Annotated in this window: 20 protein-coding genes; 14 read left to right on the plus strand and 6 right to left on the minus strand. The window is 71.3% G+C overall.

Annotated features, from left to right (window positions below; all coding sequences use genetic code 11):
• Window positions 1-49 precede the first annotated feature (49 nt).
• Together ACFVXA_RS19030 and ACFVXA_RS19035 are read right to left on the minus strand one after the other, a co-directional pair.
• Window positions 50-703 (minus strand): hypothetical protein, encoded by a 654-nt coding sequence (locus ACFVXA_RS19030; RefSeq protein WP_390025700.1) that lies wholly within the window; start codon window positions 701-703, stop codon window positions 50-52.
• Between the two features lie 38 nt (window positions 704-741).
• Window positions 742-1353: a hypothetical protein gene (locus ACFVXA_RS19035; protein ID WP_390025702.1), complete on the minus strand. Its 612-nt coding sequence runs from the start codon at window positions 1351-1353 to the stop codon at window positions 742-744.
• Window positions 1354-1619: 266 nt separating this feature from the next.
• Between ACFVXA_RS19035 and ACFVXA_RS19040 the strand changes: the two genes are divergently transcribed.
• Window positions 1620-2048 carry a lasso peptide biosynthesis B2 protein gene (locus tag ACFVXA_RS19040; protein WP_390025728.1) on the plus strand — a complete coding sequence of 143 codons (429 nt, stop codon included), beginning with the start codon at window positions 1620-1622 and terminating at the stop codon, window positions 2046-2048.
• 270 nt (window positions 2049-2318) lie between these two features.
• On the opposite strand, the gene ACFVXA_RS19045 is transcribed toward ACFVXA_RS19040, so the two are convergent.
• Entirely contained in the window at window positions 2319-3161 is an 843-nt protein-coding gene (locus ACFVXA_RS19045) for an SAM-dependent methyltransferase (protein ID WP_390025704.1), read from the minus strand.
• A gap of 372 nt (window positions 3162-3533) precedes the next feature.
• Between ACFVXA_RS19045 and ACFVXA_RS19050 the strand changes: the two genes are divergently transcribed.
• The 9 genes from ACFVXA_RS19050 to ACFVXA_RS19090 all read left to right on the plus strand — a co-directional run bounded on the left by ACFVXA_RS19050 (window position 3534) and on the right by ACFVXA_RS19090 (window position 14267).
• Window positions 3534-3842, plus strand: coding sequence for a trypco2 family protein (locus tag ACFVXA_RS19050; RefSeq protein WP_383735544.1), 309 nt, complete (start codon window positions 3534-3536; stop codon window positions 3840-3842).
• A 26-nt stretch (window positions 3843-3868) separates the two neighbouring features.
• Entirely contained in the window at window positions 3869-7837 is a 3969-nt protein-coding gene (locus ACFVXA_RS19055) for a tetratricopeptide repeat protein (RefSeq protein WP_390025706.1), read from the plus strand.
• A gap of 4 nt (window positions 7838-7841) precedes the next feature.
• Window positions 7842-8351 (plus strand): DUF4913 domain-containing protein, encoded by a 510-nt coding sequence (locus ACFVXA_RS19060; protein ID WP_389745221.1) that lies wholly within the window; start codon window positions 7842-7844, stop codon window positions 8349-8351.
• 212 nt (window positions 8352-8563) lie between these two features.
• Window positions 8564-9826: an MFS transporter gene (locus ACFVXA_RS19065; protein ID WP_383735538.1), complete on the plus strand. Its 1263-nt coding sequence runs from the start codon at window positions 8564-8566 to the stop codon at window positions 9824-9826.
• 238 nt (window positions 9827-10064) lie between these two features.
• Window positions 10065-10649 (plus strand): TetR/AcrR family transcriptional regulator, encoded by a 585-nt coding sequence (locus ACFVXA_RS19070; protein WP_383735536.1) that lies wholly within the window; start codon window positions 10065-10067, stop codon window positions 10647-10649.
• Between the two features lie 174 nt (window positions 10650-10823).
• Complete coding sequence (locus ACFVXA_RS19075; RefSeq protein WP_390025708.1) at window positions 10824-11792, plus strand: aldo/keto reductase; 969 nt, start codon at window positions 10824-10826, stop codon at window positions 11790-11792.
• Window positions 11792-12802 (plus strand): NAD(P)-dependent oxidoreductase, encoded by a 1011-nt coding sequence (locus tag ACFVXA_RS19080; protein ID WP_390025710.1) that lies wholly within the window; start codon window positions 11792-11794, stop codon window positions 12800-12802. The genes ACFVXA_RS19075 and ACFVXA_RS19080 overlap by 1 nt, the downstream gene beginning before the upstream one ends.
• Window positions 12803-12868: 66 nt before the next feature.
• A complete protein-coding gene (locus ACFVXA_RS19085; protein WP_362015573.1) occupies window positions 12869-13066 on the plus strand; it encodes a hypothetical protein in 198 nt (65 codons plus the stop codon).
• 157 nt (window positions 13067-13223) lie between these two features.
• The gene (locus ACFVXA_RS19090; protein WP_390025730.1) at window positions 13224-14267 is read left to right on the plus strand and encodes an NUDIX domain-containing protein; all 1044 of its coding nucleotides are present in this window, start codon (window positions 13224-13226) and stop codon (window positions 14265-14267) included.
• A gap of 513 nt (window positions 14268-14780) precedes the next feature.
• On the opposite strand, the gene ACFVXA_RS19095 is transcribed toward ACFVXA_RS19090, so the two are convergent.
• Entirely contained in the window at window positions 14781-16136 is a 1356-nt protein-coding gene (locus ACFVXA_RS19095) for a dipeptidase (protein ID WP_362015575.1), read from the minus strand.
• 184 nt (window positions 16137-16320) lie between these two features.
• On the opposite strand from ACFVXA_RS19095, the gene ACFVXA_RS19100 reads away from it, so the two are divergent.
• Complete coding sequence (locus ACFVXA_RS19100; RefSeq protein WP_362015578.1) at window positions 16321-17526, plus strand: geranylgeranyl reductase family protein; 1206 nt, start codon at window positions 16321-16323, stop codon at window positions 17524-17526.
• A 198-nt stretch (window positions 17527-17724) separates the two neighbouring features.
• Here the strand turns inward: ACFVXA_RS19100 and ACFVXA_RS19105 are convergent, their stop codons facing one another.
• Window positions 17725-18174 carry a nitroreductase family deazaflavin-dependent oxidoreductase gene (locus ACFVXA_RS19105; RefSeq protein WP_383735531.1) on the minus strand — a complete coding sequence of 150 codons (450 nt, stop codon included), beginning with the start codon at window positions 18172-18174 and terminating at the stop codon, window positions 17725-17727.
• A 356-nt stretch (window positions 18175-18530) separates the two neighbouring features.
• Here ACFVXA_RS19105 and ACFVXA_RS19110 point away from each other — a divergent pair, with 356 nt between their 5' ends.
• The 3 genes from ACFVXA_RS19110 (at window position 18531) to ACFVXA_RS19120 (ending at window position 21440) form a co-directional block, all read left to right on the plus strand.
• A complete protein-coding gene (locus ACFVXA_RS19110; RefSeq protein ID WP_390025713.1) occupies window positions 18531-19289 on the plus strand; it encodes a TetR/AcrR family transcriptional regulator in 759 nt (252 codons plus the stop codon).
• A gap of 238 nt (window positions 19290-19527) precedes the next feature.
• Complete coding sequence (locus ACFVXA_RS19115) at window positions 19528-20778, plus strand: sensor histidine kinase (protein ID WP_390025715.1); 1251 nt, start codon at window positions 19528-19530, stop codon at window positions 20776-20778.
• Entirely contained in the window at window positions 20775-21440 is a 666-nt protein-coding gene (locus ACFVXA_RS19120; protein WP_362015590.1) for a response regulator transcription factor, read from the plus strand. The genes ACFVXA_RS19115 and ACFVXA_RS19120 overlap by 4 nt, the downstream gene beginning before the upstream one ends.
• Here ACFVXA_RS19120 and ACFVXA_RS19125 read toward each other — a convergent pair.
• Window positions 21401-21604: a DUF6332 family protein gene (locus tag ACFVXA_RS19125; protein ID WP_390025717.1), complete on the minus strand. Its 204-nt coding sequence runs from the start codon at window positions 21602-21604 to the stop codon at window positions 21401-21403. The genes ACFVXA_RS19120 and ACFVXA_RS19125 overlap by 40 nt on opposite strands.
• Between the last annotated feature and the right edge of the window lie 94 nt (window positions 21605-21698).

Consider the following 21698-nt stretch of genomic DNA (forward strand, 5'->3'; position numbering starts at 1 on the left):
GCCCCCGCAGACTTCGGGCTGGGGGGCGTCTCGCTGTCGCGGTTCGCCGTCAGCCCGCGATGTCTCCGCTGAACTCAGGGAAGCCCAAGTCGAGGTTGTCGCTCGACCGCTGCACGGTGACAATGATCTTCTTGCCGTACTTCGTGTCCAGGCTGTTGTCGTTCGTCTTCACCGTCGTGACACCGGGGGCGAGGCGTCCTTCCAGCGGGGCGAGCCCGGTCTGGAACTCGGTGGTGTCGGCCTCGCCGCCGTTCGTCGCACCCTCGATGATCGTCGAGAGCTCGTCCAGCTTGACCGGCTGCTTGCCGGTGTTGGTCAGCTTCAGCCGTACCCGGAACTCGGTCGTCTTCGGGTCGTCCGTCGCGAAGTCCGCGTCGGTGAACGTCGTCCACGTCTTGGCATCGACGACCGTCACCTTCAGCCCGTCCGGCCACGTGTACGACTCGCCGAACGTGAGCCCCGTCGCCTTGCCCGCGGCCCCGTCCCCGCCCGTCCCAGCCTCGTCGGAGCAGTACGCCATCCAGTCCGCCTGACTGAGGCTCTCGTCCGTGCAGTCGACGTTCTTGTCCTTCTTGTCCTTCGTCTTGCCGGCCGAGACCGCCTTGTCCGGCGACTTCGGATCAGCCTTGTCGCCGCCGCCACCGCATGCGGTCAGGGCGGCCAGAAGCAGAGCAGCCGTGGCCGCGGTTGCACGAACGCGCATGATTCCCCCCAGGGTTGAGCTTGCGATGTGGCTCCTCGTCACGGGCAGGGCTCCTCGAACTTGTCCGCCTTCAACGTCACCGGCTGACCGTTGAGGGTGACACCGGCAGCCGGCGCCTGCGAGCACACCTTCCAGTTGCTCTCGACGAGCACCCAACGGTCCTCGTCGGAGGCGTCCTTGACGGTGAGCGACGTCCCCGAGTCGAGCGCACCGCGCGCGGCCTTCACCGACTTGCCCGCGAAGTCCGGCATCTTCCCGCCGGCAGCCGACGGGGCCGCCTCATCCTTCGCCGGGCACATCTCTTCCAGTTTCACCGCACCGAAGTCCAGCGTCGTATCCGTCGGCTGCGACGAGCCGGCCCTCACGTTCTGGCTGCACACCTTCCAGTTCCGGTCGAACGCCTGCATACGGTCCCGACCCAGCGAGTCATGCGACTTGAGGTCGTAGAAGCCCGCAGCCTGGGCGGCGTCCTGTGCGGACTGGAGGCCCATGCCGACGAAGTTCGGCACCGCCTTCTTCGCGGCGGGTCTGTCGTCCTTCGCCGCCCCCGTGCCGGTCGACGCCGCGGTGCCGGTGGTCTTGGCGTTTCCGGTCGGCTGGCAGGCGACGACGCCACCGACTGCGACTGTGAGCAGGATGGCGCTGATCATGCGGGTACGCACAGATTCCCCCCCGAGTGGTGCCAGTACAGGCGGAATACGCTAGACCACATGTGGTCGAACCGTGCCCGCCCGTCGCAGGGTCGTGACACAGGTACGGGCGGGCCACGCGAAACGCCACCCCGCCCTCGCCGCGGACGAGGCCCGCGACGACGTTGCCTCACTCATCGGCCGCCTGAGCGCAGCCCGCCTGGTCACATCCACATGAACCGGCTTCCTGCCCCGGACACCCAGGAACACCTCCCCCAACCCGCCGACTGGCGGCGCTCCTTGCCGTCGCGACGGCCCGGCTGCTCATCCTGCTGTCGCCCCGGCGCATCCGCCAGGTTCTCTCACTTGTGCGACGCGGCGCCGCCCCCGCCAGCACGGAGCAGGCCCTCGCGGCCCGGGGGACCGTCGTCGCGATTAGTGTGCGCTGCGCGGGCGAAGGCTGCCTGCAGCGTTCGGTGGCGACCGCACTCCTGTGCCGCCTGGGCGGAGCCTGGCCCGACTGGCGCACCGGTGTACGCACAGCACCGTTTGGCGCCCACGCCTGGGTGGAAGCCGAAGGCCGACCCGTCGGTGAGCCGTTCGGCGCCGGCTACCACCGAACACTCATGACAGTGCCGAGCCGCCCCCAGCAGCCCGATCGGCCGGGCCGCCACACAGCACAAGAGCATCCGCCCCACTCCAAGCGGCGTCCCTAGGTGGCCAGGCGGAATCTCGGCGTCGCGGCTCCACCGTCAGCAGCCTCACTCCGACACCCCACAACCGGCCTTCCTACGTCCGCGGCGCTGTGCCCACGATCGGGTTGAGCGGGGAGAGGGCGAGCTGTCCCGGCGCGGGGTGGTGGAGTGGTTCGGGCCGGCTGAGTGGAGGCGGGCCGCCGCGTGGAAGGAGACGTCGCCCGCGCGGAACGGGCGGCAGTCCGGTCCCATGCCCGCCTCGGTGTCCGGCCGGTCGTCGGCGGACGGCTCTCAGGAGCGGCGGCAGTGGAAGATTCCCCAGCTCGTGAGCCCCTTCCGGCAGGCTTCCACCCACAGCGGCAGGTTCTGGAGCAGACCCTGCAGATAGGCGGGGCTGATCACACCGGCGAGTTCCCTCGCCCGCTGCCCGGTCTCCTCGGTGAGGCGCAGGTAGTGGGTGAGCATCTGATCGCTGCGGTCATCGAAGTCGATCCGGGTCAGACCGAGTCCGGCGATGGTCTGACGGTAGAAGGCAGGCGTGGCGAACCCGTCCACCTCAAGACGGGCCACCGCAGCGCGCAGCGCGTCAGCGGGGGCCGCGTCGGCCGCCATCAGATCGGTGAAGACCAACTCTCCCCGCGTTTTCAGAACGCGAACCGCCTCGCCCAGAAGCTGGGTGCGGTCACCGCTATGACAGAAAGCCTCCTGTGACCACACGACGTCGAAGGACCCGGCCGGGTACGGGATGTCCTGGAAAGAGCCGGCGACGACCTCGATGAGCCCGTCCAGGCCCTGTTCGGCATTGGCCTGCCGGTGCCGCTCGTTCTGCGACTCGCTGATGTTCAGCGCCACCACCTTGCAGCCGAACTTGCCGGCCAGGTAGCGGGCCGGGCCGCCGTACCCGGAGCCCAGATCCAGCACCGTGCACCCAGGACCGAGACGGCCGGCGACCTTCGACGCCGCCAACTCGACCGTCCGGCGGGACGCGACCGCCACCGACTCGTTCCCGTGGACGTAGACACCGGTGTGAATGTCCTGACCGCCCCACACCGCGGCATAGAAGGCATCGACATCACCGGTCTCGTAGTAACGGCGCGCCGCCACCTCAGCCCTCGCCGCACCCTCACGACCCATAGCCGCCACCCCGCCGCCCCTTTCGCCCGCCAAAGGACACTTCAGTGCCGGAGCGGGACCTTAGCCGGGCCCTCACAAGACGTCAGGAACACCAAACAAGCCACGCCTCGGCGCCGGGCACACCGGCACCGCGGCACAATCCCGCGACTGGCCGCCCGGCCGGCCCGTCCAGGCAGCGGAGGGCGTCCTCCCCGCCCGTCCGCCCCGCCCGTCGGCCTCCGCCATGAAGAGCGCAGAGACCCGGAGAAGCCGCAGAGAAGCCGCTCCGCCCCGTACAACTACCAGGGCGCCGTACGCCAGTTCCGCGAGTGCATGGCCGTCCTGGGACACTACGATGTCTACGCACGATGACGTGGTGACGGAAGGCGGGGCATGACGAGCGGTGGGCATGACGAGGACTGGCTGGACCTCGCTGACGCCATTGAGGTGTTGCGAGCCCAGCTGTCGGAGGCACAGCACCGCGGCCAGGGCTCCGCACTGCGCTTTGTGCTGGGCGAGATCACCGCGGAGTTCGAGATCGAGCTGGTGCGGACCAGGAACGGCGGCGGGAAGCTGCGGTTCGGCGTCGTGGAGGCCGACGCCCACCGGGAGCGCTCGGCACGGTCCACCCAGCGTGTGACCCTGCGCCTCAACCCGGAACGTCACGGCGGCGGAGACGTGACCGTGGGCGACGTCGAGTAAGTCAAGCTGGCCGGGGGGGCGGGCTCATGCAGACACAGCAGGTCGTCCAGGTTCGCGGCCCAGGCTTCGGCAGCGGCTATCTGATCGCGCCGCGGCTCGTCCTGACCGCCGCGCATCTGCTGTCGCCGCGGGACGTGCAAGGGGGGATCACCGTGTCCCTCCCGGGGTCGTCCGAGCCGTCTTCCGCGAAGGTGCGGTGGCGACGCTATGACGACACCGTGGACGCCGCTCTGTTGGAGATCCCGGCCGACGACCCGCACTGGTCGACGCCCGAACGGCTGCGCGGCGCCCTCGGCCGTCGCCCGCAGCGCTGGGGCCGGTGTGTGACGGGCGGCTCCGAAATTCAGGTCGCCGCCTTGGGATTCCCGAGGCAGCAGAAGACGACCGCGCGCCGGAACGCGGAGCTGTTGATCGGCCGGATCAGGCCGCACGGCGGCGCGCCCTTCGAGATCCACGATGCCACCGGACTGCTGGACTTCGATATCGCGGGGCTCGACGAGGAGACCGCCGCGAAGACCACCCAGTGGTCCGGGATGTCCGGCGCGGCCGTCTTCCTGTCCGGCGAGCAGCTGCTGCTCGGCGTGGTGCGAGCGGACCGTCGGCCACGGCAGGGCACGCGGCTGACGTACACCCGCAGCGAGGACCTGCTGAGCTGTGACGACTTCCGGGCGGTGGTCCGCGAAGCGACCTCGGTCGACCCGCAGCCCGAACCGGCCGAGCTCGCCCGCCTGTTGGAGCCGGCGCCGCCCAAACGGGAGGTGGCCTCCCCCACCATGCTGCTGCGGGCCGACGCCGAGGTGGTCTCGTTCCACGGCAGACAGGACACGCTCGAGCACCTGGAGCGGTGGTGCTTGACGGATCCGGACGGCCTGCCCGCAGTCCGCGTACTCACCGCCCCGGGTGGGCAGGGCAAGACCCGGCTGGCACGGCAGCTGATGGCGCGGCTGCGGGATCGCGGCTGGGTCGCCGGCCAGGTGGTCCGCGAGCCGGGCGACCTGCACGTGCTGCGCGCCCTCCAGCACCCGCTGCTGTTGGTCGTCGACTACGCCGAGACCCGGCCCGACTTGGTCAGGAAGCTGCGGGAGCAGACCGAGCAGGCCGGACATCCGGTGCGCCTGCTGCTGCTCGCCCGCTCGCTCGGCTCCTGGCAGGACAGGGCGACCGGCGCCCTCCGCGAGATCAGGCTGCACGCGCTCAGCCCCGGTGTCGCGGACCGGGAGCACGCGTTCCGGACGGCGGCCCGTGACTTCTCCCGCCGCCTGGCGGAGGCGGCCGGCGACGGGGACATCGACTGGCCCGTGCTCGCGGACGCCGTCCCGGCCACCCGCCCCGGAGCGGGCCCGGGGGCCGAGACGGCACTGACCGTGCAGATGGCGGCCCTGGTCACGCTGCTGCGCCACGTTCGGATCCCCCAGCAGGACGAGGGATCGACCGGCGGTGACGCCCTGGAGGCCGAACTTCTGAGGCACGAGAAGAGGTACTGGCTGGACACCGCCGACGAGCGGGGTATGGGGCGGCGGGAAAGGAACCTGCTCGCGCAGGCGGTGGCGGCGGCCGTGCTGTGTCCCGCGCAGGAGGAGCGGGAGGCCCGGGGGACCATCGCCCGGCTGCTGCCCGATGAACCGCCGTGGCTGATCTCGGAGATCGCCGACTGGCTGCGCGACCTGTATCCGTCGTCCGAGGACCGCTACTGGGGCCAACTGGAGCCGGACCGGCTGGCCGAGTACCACGCTTCCGAACAGATCATCCGCGACGCGGGGCTGCTCGGGAGACTGTTCGCCAGGGCCCCTGACCACCAGCGCGCGCAGACCCTCACCGTGCTGGCACGCTCTGCCGTGGCGCACGCCAACGAGGACCGCACGCGCTGGGCGCACATCGTCATCGACCGGCTGCGCGAAGCGCTGCGCTCCGCGCCCGCCGACGCGCCCCTGACCGCCGCCATGCTGCGCGCACACTCCGACACACTGCCGGACCAGTCCCATGTGCTGCGCGAGTACGCCCTCGACGTCGCCCGCGAACTGAGCGGGCTGTGCCGCGCCACGGGCGACGACCCGCAGGCGCTCCGCGACCGCGCGTGGGCGCTGCACAACCTGGCCGAGCGGCACCTGGCGGTCGGCGACTGGGAGGACGCCCGGGAGGCGGCCGGCGATGCGGCGGCGCTCCGCGAGCGGCTGGCGGACGAGAGCGCGATGACGCACCGCGCGGACTGGGCCGACTCGCTGCGGGTGCTGTCGCACGCCTTGCGCATGACCGGACGCCTGATGGAGGCACACCGCGTCGGCGCTCAGGCGCTGGGCCTCTTCCGCGCGCTGACGGCCGCGGGCGGCGAGGAGGGGGAGAAACGTGAGAGCGGCCTGGTGCGGGCCCTCATCAACCAGTCACATGTGGTCTGGCAGCTCGACCCGAGCGCCATTCCCTTCGACCAGATCGCCAGGTCCGACGACCACACGGACGAGGCCGTCCGGCGCGCCCGCGAACTGGTGGCCGTACACCCCGACCTGGACCCGCTCCTGCTCCCCAAGGCGCTGGTGGCACGAGGTACGAACCTCTGGCGCCTGCGTCGTAATGCGGAGTCGTTGTCGCTGAGCGAGGAGGCGGTCGAGACCTCCCGCCAGTTGGCGAGAGAGAACCGCGACGCCTATTCCGCCGACCTCGCGCGCGCTTTGATGGGTCTGGCGGTCGACTACTACGCCGCCTCACGGCCAAGCGGCGAGTCCATGGCGCTGGAACGGGAGGCGATCGAGCTGCTGTGCCCGCTGGCCGGGGATCTGCCCGCGGTCCACCGCTCCACCCTGGCGCAGCTGCTGCACAACCTCGCCTGTGAGTACTCCGACGAGGGGGACGACGACGCGGCGCGGGAGTTCATCGGAGAGGCCATCAAGCATCGCCGGGCTCTGGCGCGCGATCCGTACGGGACCGGCGAGTCCGCCCTGGCCCATTCGGTCAGCATGCTCGCCACCTTCCACGCGCGTGGCGGCGACCACCAGGCGGCGGTGGAGCCTTTCAGGGAGGCGCTCGAGATCTACGCGTGCGCAAAGCTGCCGCTCAGCGCGAGCGACCAGCAGTCTCAGTCCCGAACCGCTCTCAATCTCGCCCGCTCCTACGACGTCCTGGGCCGCCCGACGGACGCGCTCGCCGCCCAGAACCAGGGCTTTGCCATCTGGCGCCGCCTCAGTGAGTACGCCCCCAGCCTCTACACACAGGGGTATGCCACCAGCCTCCACGATGGCTCCGACCTCTACTGGAAGCACGACCGGCACGTCGCGGTGCGCATCTTGCTCCGTCAGGCGCTGCCCCTCTACCGCCGGCTCTCCGACGCCGACGAGGAAGGACGTGAGGGGCTGGCCTCCTGTCTGCATGACCTCGGCAGCAGCTATGCGACGTCCTGGGCGACGGCCGACCGGGCGGTTCCCCCACTGCGGGAGGCGTATGAGCTGCGCATGGAGCTGTCGGCCCGCGACGCGACTCATGAGGAGGACCTGGCCAACACCTGCGCGGAGCTGAGCCGTGCGCTGCTGAAGACGAGCCGCTTCCGCGACGCCGTCCATATCTCGGAGCACGAGGTGCGCCTTCGGCGCCGGCTGATCATCGCGGACCGGGCCGGCCACGAGCAGCCCCTCTGCCACGCACTCCTGCGGCTGGCCGACGGGCGGGCCATGGCGGGGGACGAAGCCGCGGCCTGGCGCACCGCCCGTCAGGCGGAGGAGGCCTGCCAGGCGCTGGCCGGTCGCCCCGGCGAACCACCGGACCAGATCGCATGGTTCCTCTGCCGACTGGCCGGGACGCTGAGCCTGTGTGGCCGGCACGACGGGCGCCGGGCCGTCCGTGCGGTGGAACCGGCGCGGCGGGCCGTCCGCCTCTACCGGCGCATGGTGGACCAGGACCCGAGCAGGCAGGCCGATTTGAGATGGGCCGTCAGCAGGCTCGCGACGGTTCTGGACCGCCTCGGCCGCCACGCCGAGGCCACGGACGTACAGCTGCGAAGAGGAGCATGACGCCATGACATCACCACCCCCCGACGAGGAGCGGGATGAGTCGGCCGAGGAGATCCGGCGGGACGAGTCGGCCGAGGAGATCCGGCGGGATGAGTCGGCCGAGGAGATCCGTCGGGACGAGGAGTTCGCCGGCCGCCCGGCAGAACTGTGGTACGCGAATGTCGGCGAATTCGTCACCGACCGGTTGGCCTATTTCGTCCCCAGTCCCACCCCCGAATCCGGGCAAGTATGGTGCCCGCAGTGGTTTCGTCACCCTGTGGCGCTCTCCCGGCTGGACGCTTTGTGGCGTGCCTGGGAGGCGTTGCGCTGGGACGCCGGCCTGGGAATGTCGAGCTGGTGGATCAACCACTTCGAGCCGCATCTGCGTGCCCTGTCGGACCCCGTCACAGGGCCGTTCGCCCACTGCGTCGACGGCCACCGGAACAACGAGCCGCTGCTGCTCGCCCCCGCGCCGGAAGGGCTGTTCCGGGAAGAAAGGTGGCGGACGTCCCAGGACCCGTTCGCCCTCGACTGAGCCGGCCTGACATCTGCCGCCGAGGACTACGTGCGGCTGGTGCGCCGTGATGGGGCGAAGCCAGGGCCGCCGCCGGCGGTCATCTCATGTCGAGATGACCGTCATCTCTCATCATCTCCCCCGATGAGGAACGCCTCGCGGCGTGCACGGGTTGGGATCAGTAGGCGGCGATGTCGCCGCCGGGATCCACCGCCACGGATCGGAGTGCTCCCATGTCGATGTCATCGATCACGCGCACGCGTCCCGCGCCCACCGAAGACGCCCGGGTGGCGGACGCCCCGCGACCCAGCAGTCGGCACGTGGGCGGGTTCTGGACCGTTGCCGCGGTGTTCGTCACGGCCATGGCGTTCTCCACCGTCCCGACGCCGCTCTACCCGCTGTATCAGGCGCGGGACGGCTTCTCCACGTTCACGGTCACGGTGGTGTTCGGCGTCTACGCCGTAGGCGTGCTCGTCAGTCTGCTGTTGGCCGGGCATGTCTCGGACTGGATCGGCCGCAGGAAGGTGCTGGCCGCGGCGCTGGCGCTCGAGCTGATTGCCGCCGTGCTGTTCCTGGCCACGCCGGCGCTGCCGGTGCTCCTGGTCGCCCGGCTGGTCACCGGTCTCGGCGTCGGCATGCTCACCGCGACCGCCACCGCGTATCTGCACGACCTGCACACGGCACAGCGGCCCGGCGCTTCGGCGCAGCGGTTCGAGATCGTGTCGACGGCGGCGAACATCGGCGGCCTCGGCCTGGGCCCGCTCGTCGCCGGCCTCCTCGCCCAGTACTTCGGCGCGCCGCTGCGTCTGCCCTACGTCGTCTTCGCCGGCCTCCTGCTGCTGAGCGCCGCCGTCCTCGTCCTCGTACCGGAGACGGTCGAGAAGCCGGACGTCAGGCCCTCGTACCGGCCGCAGCGCGTCAGCGCCGACCACGGAGACCGCGCCGGATACATCGGCGCGGCAGCCGCGGGCTTCGCGTCCCTCGCGGTCTTCGGACTGTTCACCTCCCTGGTTCCCGGGTTCGTCGGTGGCACCCTGCATCACCCGTCCCGCGCGCTGGCCGGGCTGATCGTGTTCACCGTGTTCGGCGCCGCCGTGGCGGCCCAGACCCTCTGCGGCCGGCTCGGCGCCCCGGCGCGCCGGAACATCGGACTGTTCGCCCAGGGCGCCGGAGTGGTCGCCCTGACCGTCGGCATGCACATCGCCAACCTCCCCGTATTCCTCCTCGCCGGGATCGCCGCCGGCGTCGGCGCCGGGGTGCTGTTCAAGTCCGCCGTCGGATCCGTCGCCGCCATGGCCGCTCCCGCGCGGCGCGGCGAGGCCCTGGCCGGCCTGTTCTTGGTGTCCTACCTGGGCCTTGCCCTGCTTCCCGTCGGTCTCGGAGTCGCCAGCCGCTACACCACGGTGACCACCGCGACGACCTGGTTCACGGGGGTCGTGGTCGCCCTGCTCGCCGTCGTCGCGGTGCTCACACGCCGCCGCGCGGAAGGCGCCTGAGGCCCGCCGCCACACGGCCCTCGGTCGGCCCAACCCGGCGCAGGCCGGCTGTGGGAGGCGGCCGCCAGGGCTCGGCCCGGTGTTGGATGGGGCGGGCAGTGACGCCTGCGCCGACCGACGGCGATGTCGGCGCGGACGGGACGTGACGCCTGTGAGGGCCGGCAGTGATGTCTGTGCCACCAGGACGTGCCACCGGCGAAGCCGGACGGTGCGCGACCACCCGAGGGGAGGAGAGACGATGCCGGATCAGTCCCCGAGAGCCGGTCGCCCGCGCAGCGAGCAGGCGCGCGGCGCCGTCCTGAGCGCGTGCACCGAGCTGCTGAGGCAGGGCGGCCTGCGTGCGACGACGACCGACCGGATCGCCGCCCTGAGCGGGGTGAGCAAGGCGACGATCTACAAGTGGTGGCCGAACAAGTACGCCGTCGCGGTCGAGGCATTCCTTTCCCGGATGTACGCCGAGTCGCCCGACCCGGACACCGGCTCGTCCTTCGAGGACTTCCGGCTCGCCGTGCGCGGCATGATGCGGTTCTCCGCGAGCCCCGACGGCCGGATCTTCGCCCAGTTGGTGGCGGAGGCGCAGAACGACCCGGCGGTGGCCGCGGAGCTGCGCGAGCGGCTGATCGCCCCCCGGCGGGCGTTGGTGCGGGTCATCTGGGACCGTGGCGTCGCGCGGGGGGAGCTGCGCGAGGACGTCGACCCCGAGGTGGCCCTCGACCTGCTCTTCGGTCCCACGATGTACCGGCTGGTCGCCGGGCACGCGCCACTGGACGAGACGGCGGCGGACGACATCGTCAGGGCCGCGCTGAGCGGCCTGGCCCGCTGACCCGAGCCCATTCCCTGCGCCTACGCCGGACTCAGGTCCAGAATCCTATTTCTACATATACATAGCTACATAAAAAAGAGATTAGGGAAGAAATCCGGAATTCCGGACACCTAGCCATTCGTTCACCCGATAGTGAACGAAACGTTCAGTTTCGATCGGAGGATCGCCATGCGAATGACCACACTGGGAATGACCAACCTGAAGGTGTCCCGCATCGCCTTCGGCACCTGGCAACTGGGCGGGGACTGGGGCGGCTTCGCCGAGGACGAGGCGAAGGCCGCGATCCGCCGGGCGCGCGAACTCGGTGTCACCTTCTTCGACACCGCTCAGGCGTACGGCTTCGGCGCGTCGGAGCGACTGCTGGGCGACGCCCTGCGTGACGAACTGCGCGGCAACCGGGACGAGTTGGTGATCGCCACCAAGGGCGGACTGCGCAGGACCGACACCGGTGTCGCCCGTGACGCCAGCCCGCAGGCGCTGCGCGAGGGCGTGGACGCCAGCCTGACCGCGCTGGGTGTCGACCACATCGATCTCTACCAGATGCACTGGCCGGATCCGAAGGTTCCGGTCGCCGAGACCGCGGGCGCGCTGCGGGAGCTGCTCGAGGCCGGCAAGATCCGGCACGTGGGCGTGTCCAACTACGACGCCGGGCAGATGGCCGAGTTCTCCCGGACCCTGCCGGTGGAGACGCTGCAGCCGCCGTACCACCTCTTCCGGCGCGAGATCGAGGACACGGTCCTGCCCTACACCCGGCGCCACGACATCGGCGTGCTCGTCTACGGCCCGCTCGCGCACGGCCTGCTGACCGGGGCGCTCGACGAGGACACGGTCTTCGCCGACGACGACTGGCGCAGCAAGAGCAGCGTGTTCCGGGGTGAGGCGTACCGTCGCAACCTGCTCGTCGTAAGGGAGGTGGAGGAGTTCGCCGGCGAGCTGGGGGCGACGGTCAGCCAGCTGGCCATCGCCTGGACCCTGGCCCAGCCCGGCGTGCAGGTGGCCATCGTCGGCACCCGGCGCGCCGACCACGTCGACGAGAGCCTCGCGGCGGCGGACCTCACGCTCGCCGAGGCCGACCTGAAGGACATCGACGCCATCATGACGGCGGCCACTCCGGTCGCCGGCCCGTCCCCGGAGACCGTTTGATGGACACCAACGCCATGAAGATCGCCGTGCTCGGCACCGGAATCATGGGCACGCCCATAACCCGCAATCTGCTCCGCGCCGGATTCGAGGTACGGGTGTGGAACCGCACGGCCGGGAAGGCCGAGCCGCTGGCCGCCGAGGGCGCGCACCTCGCGTCCACGCCGGCGGAAGCGGCGGCAGGCGCCGACATCGTGCTGACGATGCTGGCCGACGGTCAGGCCGTGGCCGACGTGATGACGGGGGAACAGGGCGCCCTGACCGTACTCTCGGCAGAGGCGGTGTGGATCCAGATGAGCACGGTCGGCGTGCCCTGGGCGCGCCGCCTGTCCGACCTCGCCGAGGGGCATGTCGGTTACGTGGACGCGCCCGTCTCCGGCAGCTCGCTGCCCGCCGAACGCGGAGAGCTGCTCGTCCTCGCCTCCGGGGACCGGGCCCTGGGTGAGCGGGTGTGCCCCGTCTTCGAGGCCGTGGGCCGCCGGACCGTGTGGCTCGACCGCGCGGGCGACGGCAGTCGGCTCAAGCTCGTCCTGAACAACTGGCTCGCCGTACTGGTGGAGGGAATGGCCGAGACCGTCGACCTGTCCACGGCGCTCGGCCTGGATCCGGACCTGGTCGCGGACACCATCGGCTCCACCGCGCTTCAGTCGCCGTACGCCGTGGACAAGGCGCACGCGATGGTCAAGGGCGACTTCACCCCCGGCTTCCCGCTGCGCCACGCCCGCAAGGACGCGGCGCTCGCCCTCCAGGCGGCCGACGACCAGGACATCGCCGTACCCCTCACCGAGGCGCTGCTACGGCGCTGGAGCCGCGCCGTGGCGCTGGGACACGGGGACGACGACGTGTCGTCGGCGATCACGGCCGGCAAACCGGTCCGCGCGGCCGAGTCTGCCGACGGCGTACGGGTCCGCGCGGCCGAGTCTGCCGACGGCGGCGTACCGGTCGGCGCGACGGAGCCTGCCGACAGCGCACCGGTCCGCGCGACCGAGCCCGTCGCTGCCAGGGTGCGTTGAGGCGCGGGGCGCGACTCTCGCGGATGCGTGCGTGACCCCGGCCCGGTTGTGTCAGTTGAAGGGGGCATGAAGAAGCGCAGCATGCTCGCCATCGCCTCCCTCGCCACCGGATTCGTCGTCGCGGCGATCACCCCGTCCCATGCCCTCGACGGGGACGCCCTCAGTGATCTGCATGTCGGTGACGCCCTCAGCACCGTCGACCACGCGATCGGCAGCGAGGGCCCGGCCGTCGACGACAGGGCGCCGGGCGGTCACAAGGGCTGAGGACGGTCGCGACGACGGACCGGAAGGGTTCGACACCGTGACGCCGGTGACCTGTGCGACGGGTCACCGGCGTCGTCGTGCCGGCTCCCTCATCAGGGCCTGGTTTCCGTGGCAGGGTGGAGCGGGCAAGCCACAGGGGGCCAACAGAAGAGGGGGAATCGTGATCGTCTGGATCAACGGTGCGTTCGGTGCGGGAAAGACCACCACCGCACGGGAGCTGATCGAGCTGATCCCGAACAGCACGCTCTTCGACCCCGAGGTCATCGGAGGCGCACTCACGCACCTGCTGCCGCCCAAACGCCTCGCCGAGGTCGGCGACTTCCAGGACCTGCCGAGCTGGCGACGCCTCGTGGTCGACACCGCGGCCGCCATGCTCGCCGAGCTGGGCGGTGTCCTCGTGGTTCCGATGACCCTGCTCCGCCAGGAGTACCGCGACGAGATCTTCGGCGGCCTCGCCGCGCGCCGGATCCCCGTACGGCATGTGCTCCTCGCCCCGGCGGAAACGATCCTGCGCGAGCGAATAGCCGGGCGCGAGGTGCCCCCGGACCTGCCCGACGGTGAGATGCGCGTGCGCCAGTGGTCCTACGACCACATCGAGGCCTACCGTGCCGCGCTCGCCTCCTGGCTCACCGCCGACGCCCATCCCGTGGACAACAGCGCGCTCACGCCGTACGACACCGCCCTGCGCATCGCCGACGCCGTCCGCACCGGGGACGCGCCCGTGAGCGACATCGTGCAGACCCCCGAACCCACCGCCGAGACCGTCGCCGCGGGAGTACTCCTCTTCGACGAGCAGGACCGGGTGCTGCTCGTCGACCCCACCTACAAGGCCGGATGGGAGTTCCCCGGAGGCGTCGTCGAATCCGGCGAGGCCCCCGCGCGGGCGGGCATGCGCGAGGTCGTCGAGGAGACCGGCATCACGCTGGAGGAGGTGCCCCCGCTGCTCGTCGTCGACTGGGAGTCGCCCGCGCCCCCCGGCTTCGGCGGCCTGCGACTCCTCTTCGACGGCGGCCGTCTGGACACCGAGGCCGCCCGGCAACTGCTGCTGCCGGGGCCCGAACTGCGCGACTGGCGCTTCGTCACCGAGCAGGAGGCCGCCGATCTGCTGCCGCCCGTGCGCTACGAACGGCTGCGCTGGGCCCTGCGGGCGCGCGAGCGCGGGGCGGCGCTCTACCTGGAGTCGGGGGTGCCGGTCGGCTGACATCGCGACCACGGGCTCGGCCGGCCGGCATCCCGACCAGGGGATTCCAGTCGGCCGAGGTCGCGACCCCAGTAGATCCGGGGGAGTTCTGAGAGACCAGCGAGCGGGATCCTGATCAACCGCGACCTCGGGGCCACGACCTCGGGGCCACGACCTCGGGGCCGCGACCTCGGAGTCGTCGCCGGACGTACCGGCCGGTCGCGGTCATGTACGTCGGACGGCTCGCTGAGACCGGCGCCGTCGAGGACGTCTTCCGCGCGCCGCGCATGCCGTCCACCTCGGCGCCTGCCCGGCCCACTGCCCCGCCTGCACCGTTCGGAGGATCGACTCACTCCGATCACCGACGCGCCCGGGCGCCGCTCGCCGCCGGACCGCGCACCGCGCCAGGTTTCCCCTTGTGCAACAACCGCGCCAGGCTTCACCTTGAGCAAGAACCGCGCCAGGTTTCCTCTTGACCAACAGGTGAGGGCCCACGCCGTGCGGCGCGGGCCCTCTCTGCCGTGGGCGGAGTGCTCAGCTCGCCGCGTAGTTGCGCAGGAACAGCGCCTCCGCGACCGACAGACGCTCCAGCTCGTCGGGCGAGACGCCCTCGTTCACCGCGTGGATCTGGGCCTCCGGCTCACTCAGGCCGATGAGGAGGATCTCCGCCTGCGGGTACAGCGAGGCGAGGGTGTTGCACAGTGGGATGGAGCCGCCGAGGCCCGCGTACTGCATCTCCTGGCCCGGGTAGGCCACCGACATCGCCTCGGTCATCGCGGCGTACGCCGGGCTGGAGGTGTCGGCGCGGAAGGGCTGGCCCTGCCCGACCTGCTCGGTGTTCACCCGCGCGCCCCACGGCGTGTGCGTCTCCAGGTGGGCCTGAAGCAGCTTCGTCGCCTGGACGGCGTCCACGCCCGGCGGCACCCGCAGGCTGACCAGCGCGCGGGCGCCCGCCTGCACGGACGCGGTCGCGCCGACCACCGGTGGGCAGTCGATGCCGAGGACGGTGACGGCCGGACGCGCCCAGACGCGGTCGGCGACCGTGCCGGAGCCGATCAGCTCCACACCGTCGAGCACCTTGGCGTCCTTGCGGAACGCCTCCTCGTCGTACTGCAGCCCGTCCCATGCGGCGTCGCCCGCCAGCCCCTCGACGGTCGTCGAACCGTCCTCGGCCCGCAGCGAGTCGAGGACGCGGATCAGCGCGGCGAGTGCGTCGGGGGCCGCGCCGCCGAACTGCCCCGAGTGCAGGTTGCCTTCCAGGGTGTCCACCTGGACGCGTACGAGGGTCATGCCGCGCAGGGTCGCTGTGACCGTCGGCAGACCGGCCCGGAAGTTGCCGGCGTCGCCGATGACGATGGTGTCGGCGGTCAGCAGCTCCGGGTGCTCCTCGGCGTACCGCTCCAGACCGCCCGTGCCCTGCTCCTCCGACCCCTCGACGATCACCTTGACGTGCACCGGGACCCCACCGTTCGCCTTCAGCGCGCGCAGGGCCAGCAGGTGCATGATGACGCCGCCCTTGCAGTCGGCGCTGCCGCGCCCGTACCAGCGGCCGTCGCGCTCGGTGAGCTCGAACGGCGGCGTCAGCCAGGCTGCTTCGTCCAGCGGCGGCTGCACGTCGTAGTGCGCGTACAGCAGGACCGTCTTCGCGCCCTCGGGCCCGGGCAGGAATCCGTACACCGACTGAGTGCCGTCGGGGGTGTCGAGCAGTGCCACGTCCTGGAAGCCCTCGGCGCGCAGCGCGTCGGCGACCCAGTTCGCGGCGCCCTCGCTCTCGCTCTTGGGGTATTGGTCGAAGTCCGCCACCGACTTGAAGGCCACCAGCTCGGTGAGCTCCGCCTTCGCCCGGGGCATGAGCGAGGCGACGGTCTCGGCGACCGGATTCGACGACATGGGCACGCTCCTTGTAGGTGCGACGTTGTAAATCTGTGTACAGGTGATCGGGTGGTGCGTACACGCGTACTGGTGTGCAGGGCGCATGCGCTGCCGATCCTCCCACAGTGGCCTGCGGCGATGCCCGCCGTAGGATGCGGGGGACAGGTGCGGCAGACGGCTGGACTGGGAGCAGTAGACCATCGTGAGCAGCGAGAACTCTTCGGCGGGCGACGAGCAGCGGGTGTGGGACGTCGTCGTGGTCGGCGCGGGGCCCGGCGGGGCCTCCGCCGCCTATGCGGCAGCGGTCGCGGGACGCAGCGTCCTCCTGCTGGAGAAGGCGGAACTGCCCCGCTACAAGACCTGCGGCGGCGGCATCATCGGCCCCTCACGCGACGCGCTGCCACCCGGCTTCGAGCTGCCGCTCCAGGACCGGGTGCACGCGGTCTCGTTCTCGCTCGACGGCCGTTTCGTGCGCACCCGTCGCTCCAAGCAGATGCTCTTCGGGCTGATCAACCGGCCCGAGTTCGACCAGCAGCTCGTCGAGCACGCCCAGAAGGCGGGCGCCGAAGTGCGAACGGGCGTCACCGTCTCGCGCGTCGAGCAGCACGGCTCGGCCGTACCGGACCGGCGCACCGTGGCCGTGGTGTTGCAGGGCGGCGAGACCGTGCTGGCGCGGGCGGTCGTCGGAGCCGACGGCAGCGCCAGCCGGATAGGGGCGCACGTCGGCGTGAAGCTCGACCAGGTCGACCTCGGCCTGGAGGTGGAGATCCCGGTGCCGGAGACGGTCGCCGAGGACTGGCAGGGTCGGGTGCTGATCGACTGGGGCCCCATGCCCGGCAGTTACGGGTGGGTGTTCCCGAAGGGGGACACGCTCACCGTCGGTGTGATCTCCGCGCGCGGCGAAGGCGCCGCCACCAAGCGGTACTTGGAGGACTTCATCGCCCGCCTGGGGCTCGCCGGCTTCGAACCGGCCATCTCCTCCGGCCATCTGACCCGCTGCCGCGCCGACGACTCGCCGCTCTCACGCGGGCGGGTGCTGGTGTGCGGCGACGCGGCGGGACTGCTCGAACCCTGGACCCGCGAGGGCATCTCCTTCGCGCTGCGCTCCGGGCGGCTCGCGGGGGAGTGGGCGGTACGGATCGCCGAGGCGCACGACGCGGTCGACACCCGGCGCCAGGCCCTGAACTACGCCTTCGCGATCAAGGCGGGACTCGGCGTCGAGATGAGCGTCGGCAAGCGCCTGCTGACCGCCTTCGAGCGCCGGCCGGGCATGTTCCACGCGGCGATCACGGGCTTCCGGCCCGCCTGGAAGGCGTTCGCGGGGATCACCCGCGGTTCGACCTCGCTCGGTGAGCTCGTCCGCAGCCATCCGATGGCCGGCCGCGCCCTGACCGCGCTGGACCGGTGACTTCTCGGCTCGGCCGGCGACTCCTCGGGCCGCCCGGTGACCTCTCGGCTCGGCCGGCGACTCCTCGGCCTGCCCGGTGACCTCTCGGCTGGACCGTTGACTCCTCGGCCTGCCCGGTGACCTCTCGGCTCGACCGTCAACTCGTCGGCTCGCCCGGTGACTTCCTGGCTCGGCCCGTGAACCCTCCGGGGGCGGCGGTCAGCTCTTGACCGTGACGCGGAAGACGGGGTGGTCGGGGGCGATGCGCCGCAGCTCCTCGGTGCTGGAGTCGGGGCCGACGCCGCCGAAGAAGACACCCACCTCGGCCTTCCAGCGCTTGAGGTAAGCGCGCAGCAGCGGGACCTTGTCGTCGTCGGCGATCTCGGTCGCGGTGAACACGTCCACCTTCTTGCCGAGGCGCAGCTCGCCGCCGCCCGCGGCCCGCATGTTGTGCGTCCACTGGACGTGACCGCGGGGGGCGACCAGGTACTGCTGTCCGTCCACGGTCAGCAGATTGACCGGGGTCGTGCGCCACTCGCCGCTCTTGCGGCCGCGGACGGCCAGGACTCGGGAGCCCCAGACGCTCAGGCCGCGACGGGTCACCCAGGCGACGGCCCGGTTGAAGACGTTGACGGTGAACCAGCCGGGCTTCTGAACGTGTGTGGACATGGTGACCCCCATCGGTTGAGAGAGCATTGCTCTCCTTTGTGAGCACCGCTCACCTTTATGGTCGGTGCATCGGTGCATCGGTGCATCGGTGCATCGGTGCATCGGCGCACTCGGTGCGTCGGCGCACTCGGTCGAGAGCGGTGCTCTCGTGAGTGAGCACCGATCTCGTTTGCGTGCATCGCTCTCGTTCGGGAACAGTCTGCGTCGGAGCGGTGATCCAAAGCAAGAGCACTGCTCTCTTTTTTGAGCGCTGCTCTCGAATCAGGGCACCGATCTGGCTTGGAAGCGTCGATCCGATTGCAGAGCGCCGCTCTCATTTGTGTGCACTGCTCTCAAAACATGGGACACTGCCCCGCATGAGTACCGCACGAGGGGCACGGGCCCGAGCCAGGATCGAGGTCACCGCGGCTATCAAGGACGAGGCGCGCAGACAGCTCGCGGCGGAGGGTGCCGCCAAGCTCTCGCTGCGGGCCGTGGCCCGTGAGCTCGGCATGGTCTCCTCCGCGCTCTACCGCTACTTCCCCAGCCGCGACGACCTGTTGACCGCGCTCATCATCGACGCCTACGACTCTCTGGGCGAGACCGCCGAGGCGGCGCACGCCGAGGTCGCGGACGTCGGCCCTCGGGAGCGGTGGGTCGCGGTGTGCGTGGCGGTGCGCCTGTGGGCGCTGGAGCATCCGCACGAGTACGCGCTCATCTACGGTTCGCCCGTGCCCGGGTACACCGCGCCGGAGACGACCATCCCGGCCGCTTCCCGGGTGGGCCTCCTCCTGATCGGCATCGTCCGTGACGCGTATCAGGACAAGGGTGTGGCCCGCCCGCCGCTCCCCGCCGACCTGAAGACCGAGGCACAGCGGATGGCCGCCGACCTCGCGCCCGACCTTCCGCCCGAGGTGGTCACCGCGCTCGTGGCCGCGTGGGCGCAGCTCTACGGGCTGGTCGGCTTCGAGCTGTTCGGACAGTTCAACCGCGTGGTGGAGGACCGCGAGACGTTCTTCCGGCATGCGGCGGATCAACTCGCGCACGGTGTGGGGCTGGTGTTTCCTCAGACCGCCGGCGCCGGTGCCGGCACGGGCGGCAGGGGGAGCCGGCCCGGCGGCGCGGCGGGGGCCTGACGCCGGGCCCTGACACCGGGCCTGACGCCGGGCCTGACGCAGGGGCCTGATGCCGAGGGTCGGCAAGGTCTGACGAGGTCGGCTCGCCGTCCGCCCGGCCCACTCAGCCGCGTCCGGCGGACGACAACGCTCCCCATCCGGCCCCCGAGATCACCGGCGCGGTACTCCGCCGGGAGTACGTGTGATCACCTCGCCCGGCGGACGCCGTGGCCGCCCCGGCACGTCTAGCGTGACCGTCATGGAAGAGCAGCGCACTCCCAGGTCCCCGGCGCGGAGCGGACCACCGTCGTGGTGGCGGCACGGTCCGCCCCGGTGGAACCGCTGGAGCTGGAACGACGAAGAGCGCCGCGACCACTGGCCGTGGCGTTCCACACTGCTCATGACCGCCTTCGTGCTCATCGGCTCCAACTTCGCGGCCCACTCCCAGGCGGGTGACCGCGTTCAGCTGGACTTCTTCGCATGGGCGCTGCTGTTGGTGGGCTCCGCTCTGCTGCTCTGGAGGCAGCGGCACCCGGTCCTTGTCGCCTTCGGGACGGCCGGGGCCGGCATGGTCTATCTGGGCGCCGGATATCCGTACGGGCCCGTCTTTCTCATCGTCGCCATGGGCTGCTTCAGCGCCGTCGTCGCCGGGCACCGGAAGGCCGCCTGGACGGCGGTCGGGATGTTCTGGGCGGGGCATGCGCTGGTGGCGCACTGGCTGTACCGATGGCTGCCGCCGACGGGGGACCAGCCCGCCTCCTGGGGGCAGGAGGGCATCATCGCCACCTGGATCGTGGCGATCGTGGCGCTGTCCGAACTGGTCCGCGTCCGTCGTGAACAGTGGGCCCACGATCGTGCCGAGCGCGCCGAGGCCGCTCGGCGGCGTGCCGACGAGGAGAGGCTGCGGATCGCCCGTGAACTGCACGACGTGCTGGCGCACAGCATCTCGGTGATCAACGTCCAGGCGGGCGTCGGCCTCGCGCTCCTCGACTCCGACCCCGAGCAGGCGCGCACGGCGCTCACCACCATCAAGGCCGCGAGCAAGGAGGCGCTCGGGGAGGTACGCCAGGTGCTCGACACGTTGCGTGCGCCGGGGGAGGCGCCGCGCGCGCCCGCGCCCGGGCTCGACCGGCTCCCCGAACTCGTCGAACAGGCGGCGGGCGCGGGCCTGACGGTCGAGGTCGAGGGCGAGGACGACGTCCCGAAGCTGGCGCCCGGCACCGACCTGGCGGCCTTCCGCATCGTCCAGGAGGCGCTCACCAATGTCGTACGGCACTCGGGGTCGCGGCACGCGCGCGTGCGGCTCGAATCGGCAAAGGGCGCGCTGCGGCTGCGGATCGACGACGACGGTCCGGCGACCGGGGCGGACGCGGGCGGCAGCGGCAATGGGCTCGCCGGAATGCGGGAGCGGGCCGCCGCCCTGGGCGGCACGATCGAGGCGGGTCCGCGCGACGACGGAGGGTTCCGGGTGCTGGCCGTACTGCCGTTGAAGGTCAAGGAGGACCAGTGATCCGCGTACTGCTCGCCGACGATCAGTCACTGGTCAGGGCAGGCTTCAAGGCGCTGCTCGACGCGCAGCCGGACATCGAGGTGGCCGGCGAGGCCGCCGACGGCGAGGAGGCGGTCCGCAAGGTGCGCGAACTGCGCCCCGACGTCGTCCTGATGGACATCCGGATGCCCCTGGTCGACGGACTCGCCGCGACCCGCCGGGTCACCGGCGACACGGATCTGAAGGACGTCAAGGTGGTCATGCTCACCACCTTCGAGCTCGACGAGTACGTCTTCGAGGCGATCCGCTCCGGTGCCTCCGGCTTCCTGGTCAAGGACACCGAGCCGGATGAACTTCTGCGCGCGGTACGGGCCGTGGTCGAGGGTGACGCCCTGCTGTCACCGGGGGTGACCCGTCGGCTGATCTCCGAGTTCGCGGCCCGCTCCAAGGAGCCCGCGGCCGCCGCGTCGCTCGCCGAACTCACCGAGCGGGAACGGGAGGTGATGGCCCTGGTCGGCATCGGACTCTCGAACGACGAGATCGCCCGCCGCCTCGTCGTCAGCCCGCTCACGGCGAAGACCCACGTCAGCCGCACGATGGTCAAGCTGGGCGCCCGCGACCGAGCCCAACTGGTGGTCCTCGCCTACGAGTCGGGGCTGGTACGGCCCGGCTGGCTGGGCTGAGCGGCCCCGCCCTCGTACCGGAAGCGGACCAGCACGGTGGCCACCCGCAGGACGAAGAGGACTGCGGCAAGCGTGGCCCCGGAGGCGACGAGGGTCCGCACCGCGCCGCCCGAACAGGGACAGCGTTCACCCAGTACTTGCCGGCTGACCGGGAAAGGGTTCACAGGCCCCGGGGCTGTCCGGCTGTCCGGCTGTCCGGAAGAACCTGCCCGAACAGTACGGCTCCCGGAGCAGACGGCGGTGGCGGCGGTCCCGTCG

The organism is Streptomyces sp. NPDC058246, from assembly GCF_042881985.1.
Lineage (GTDB): Bacteria > Actinomycetota > Actinomycetes > Streptomycetales > Streptomycetaceae > Streptomyces.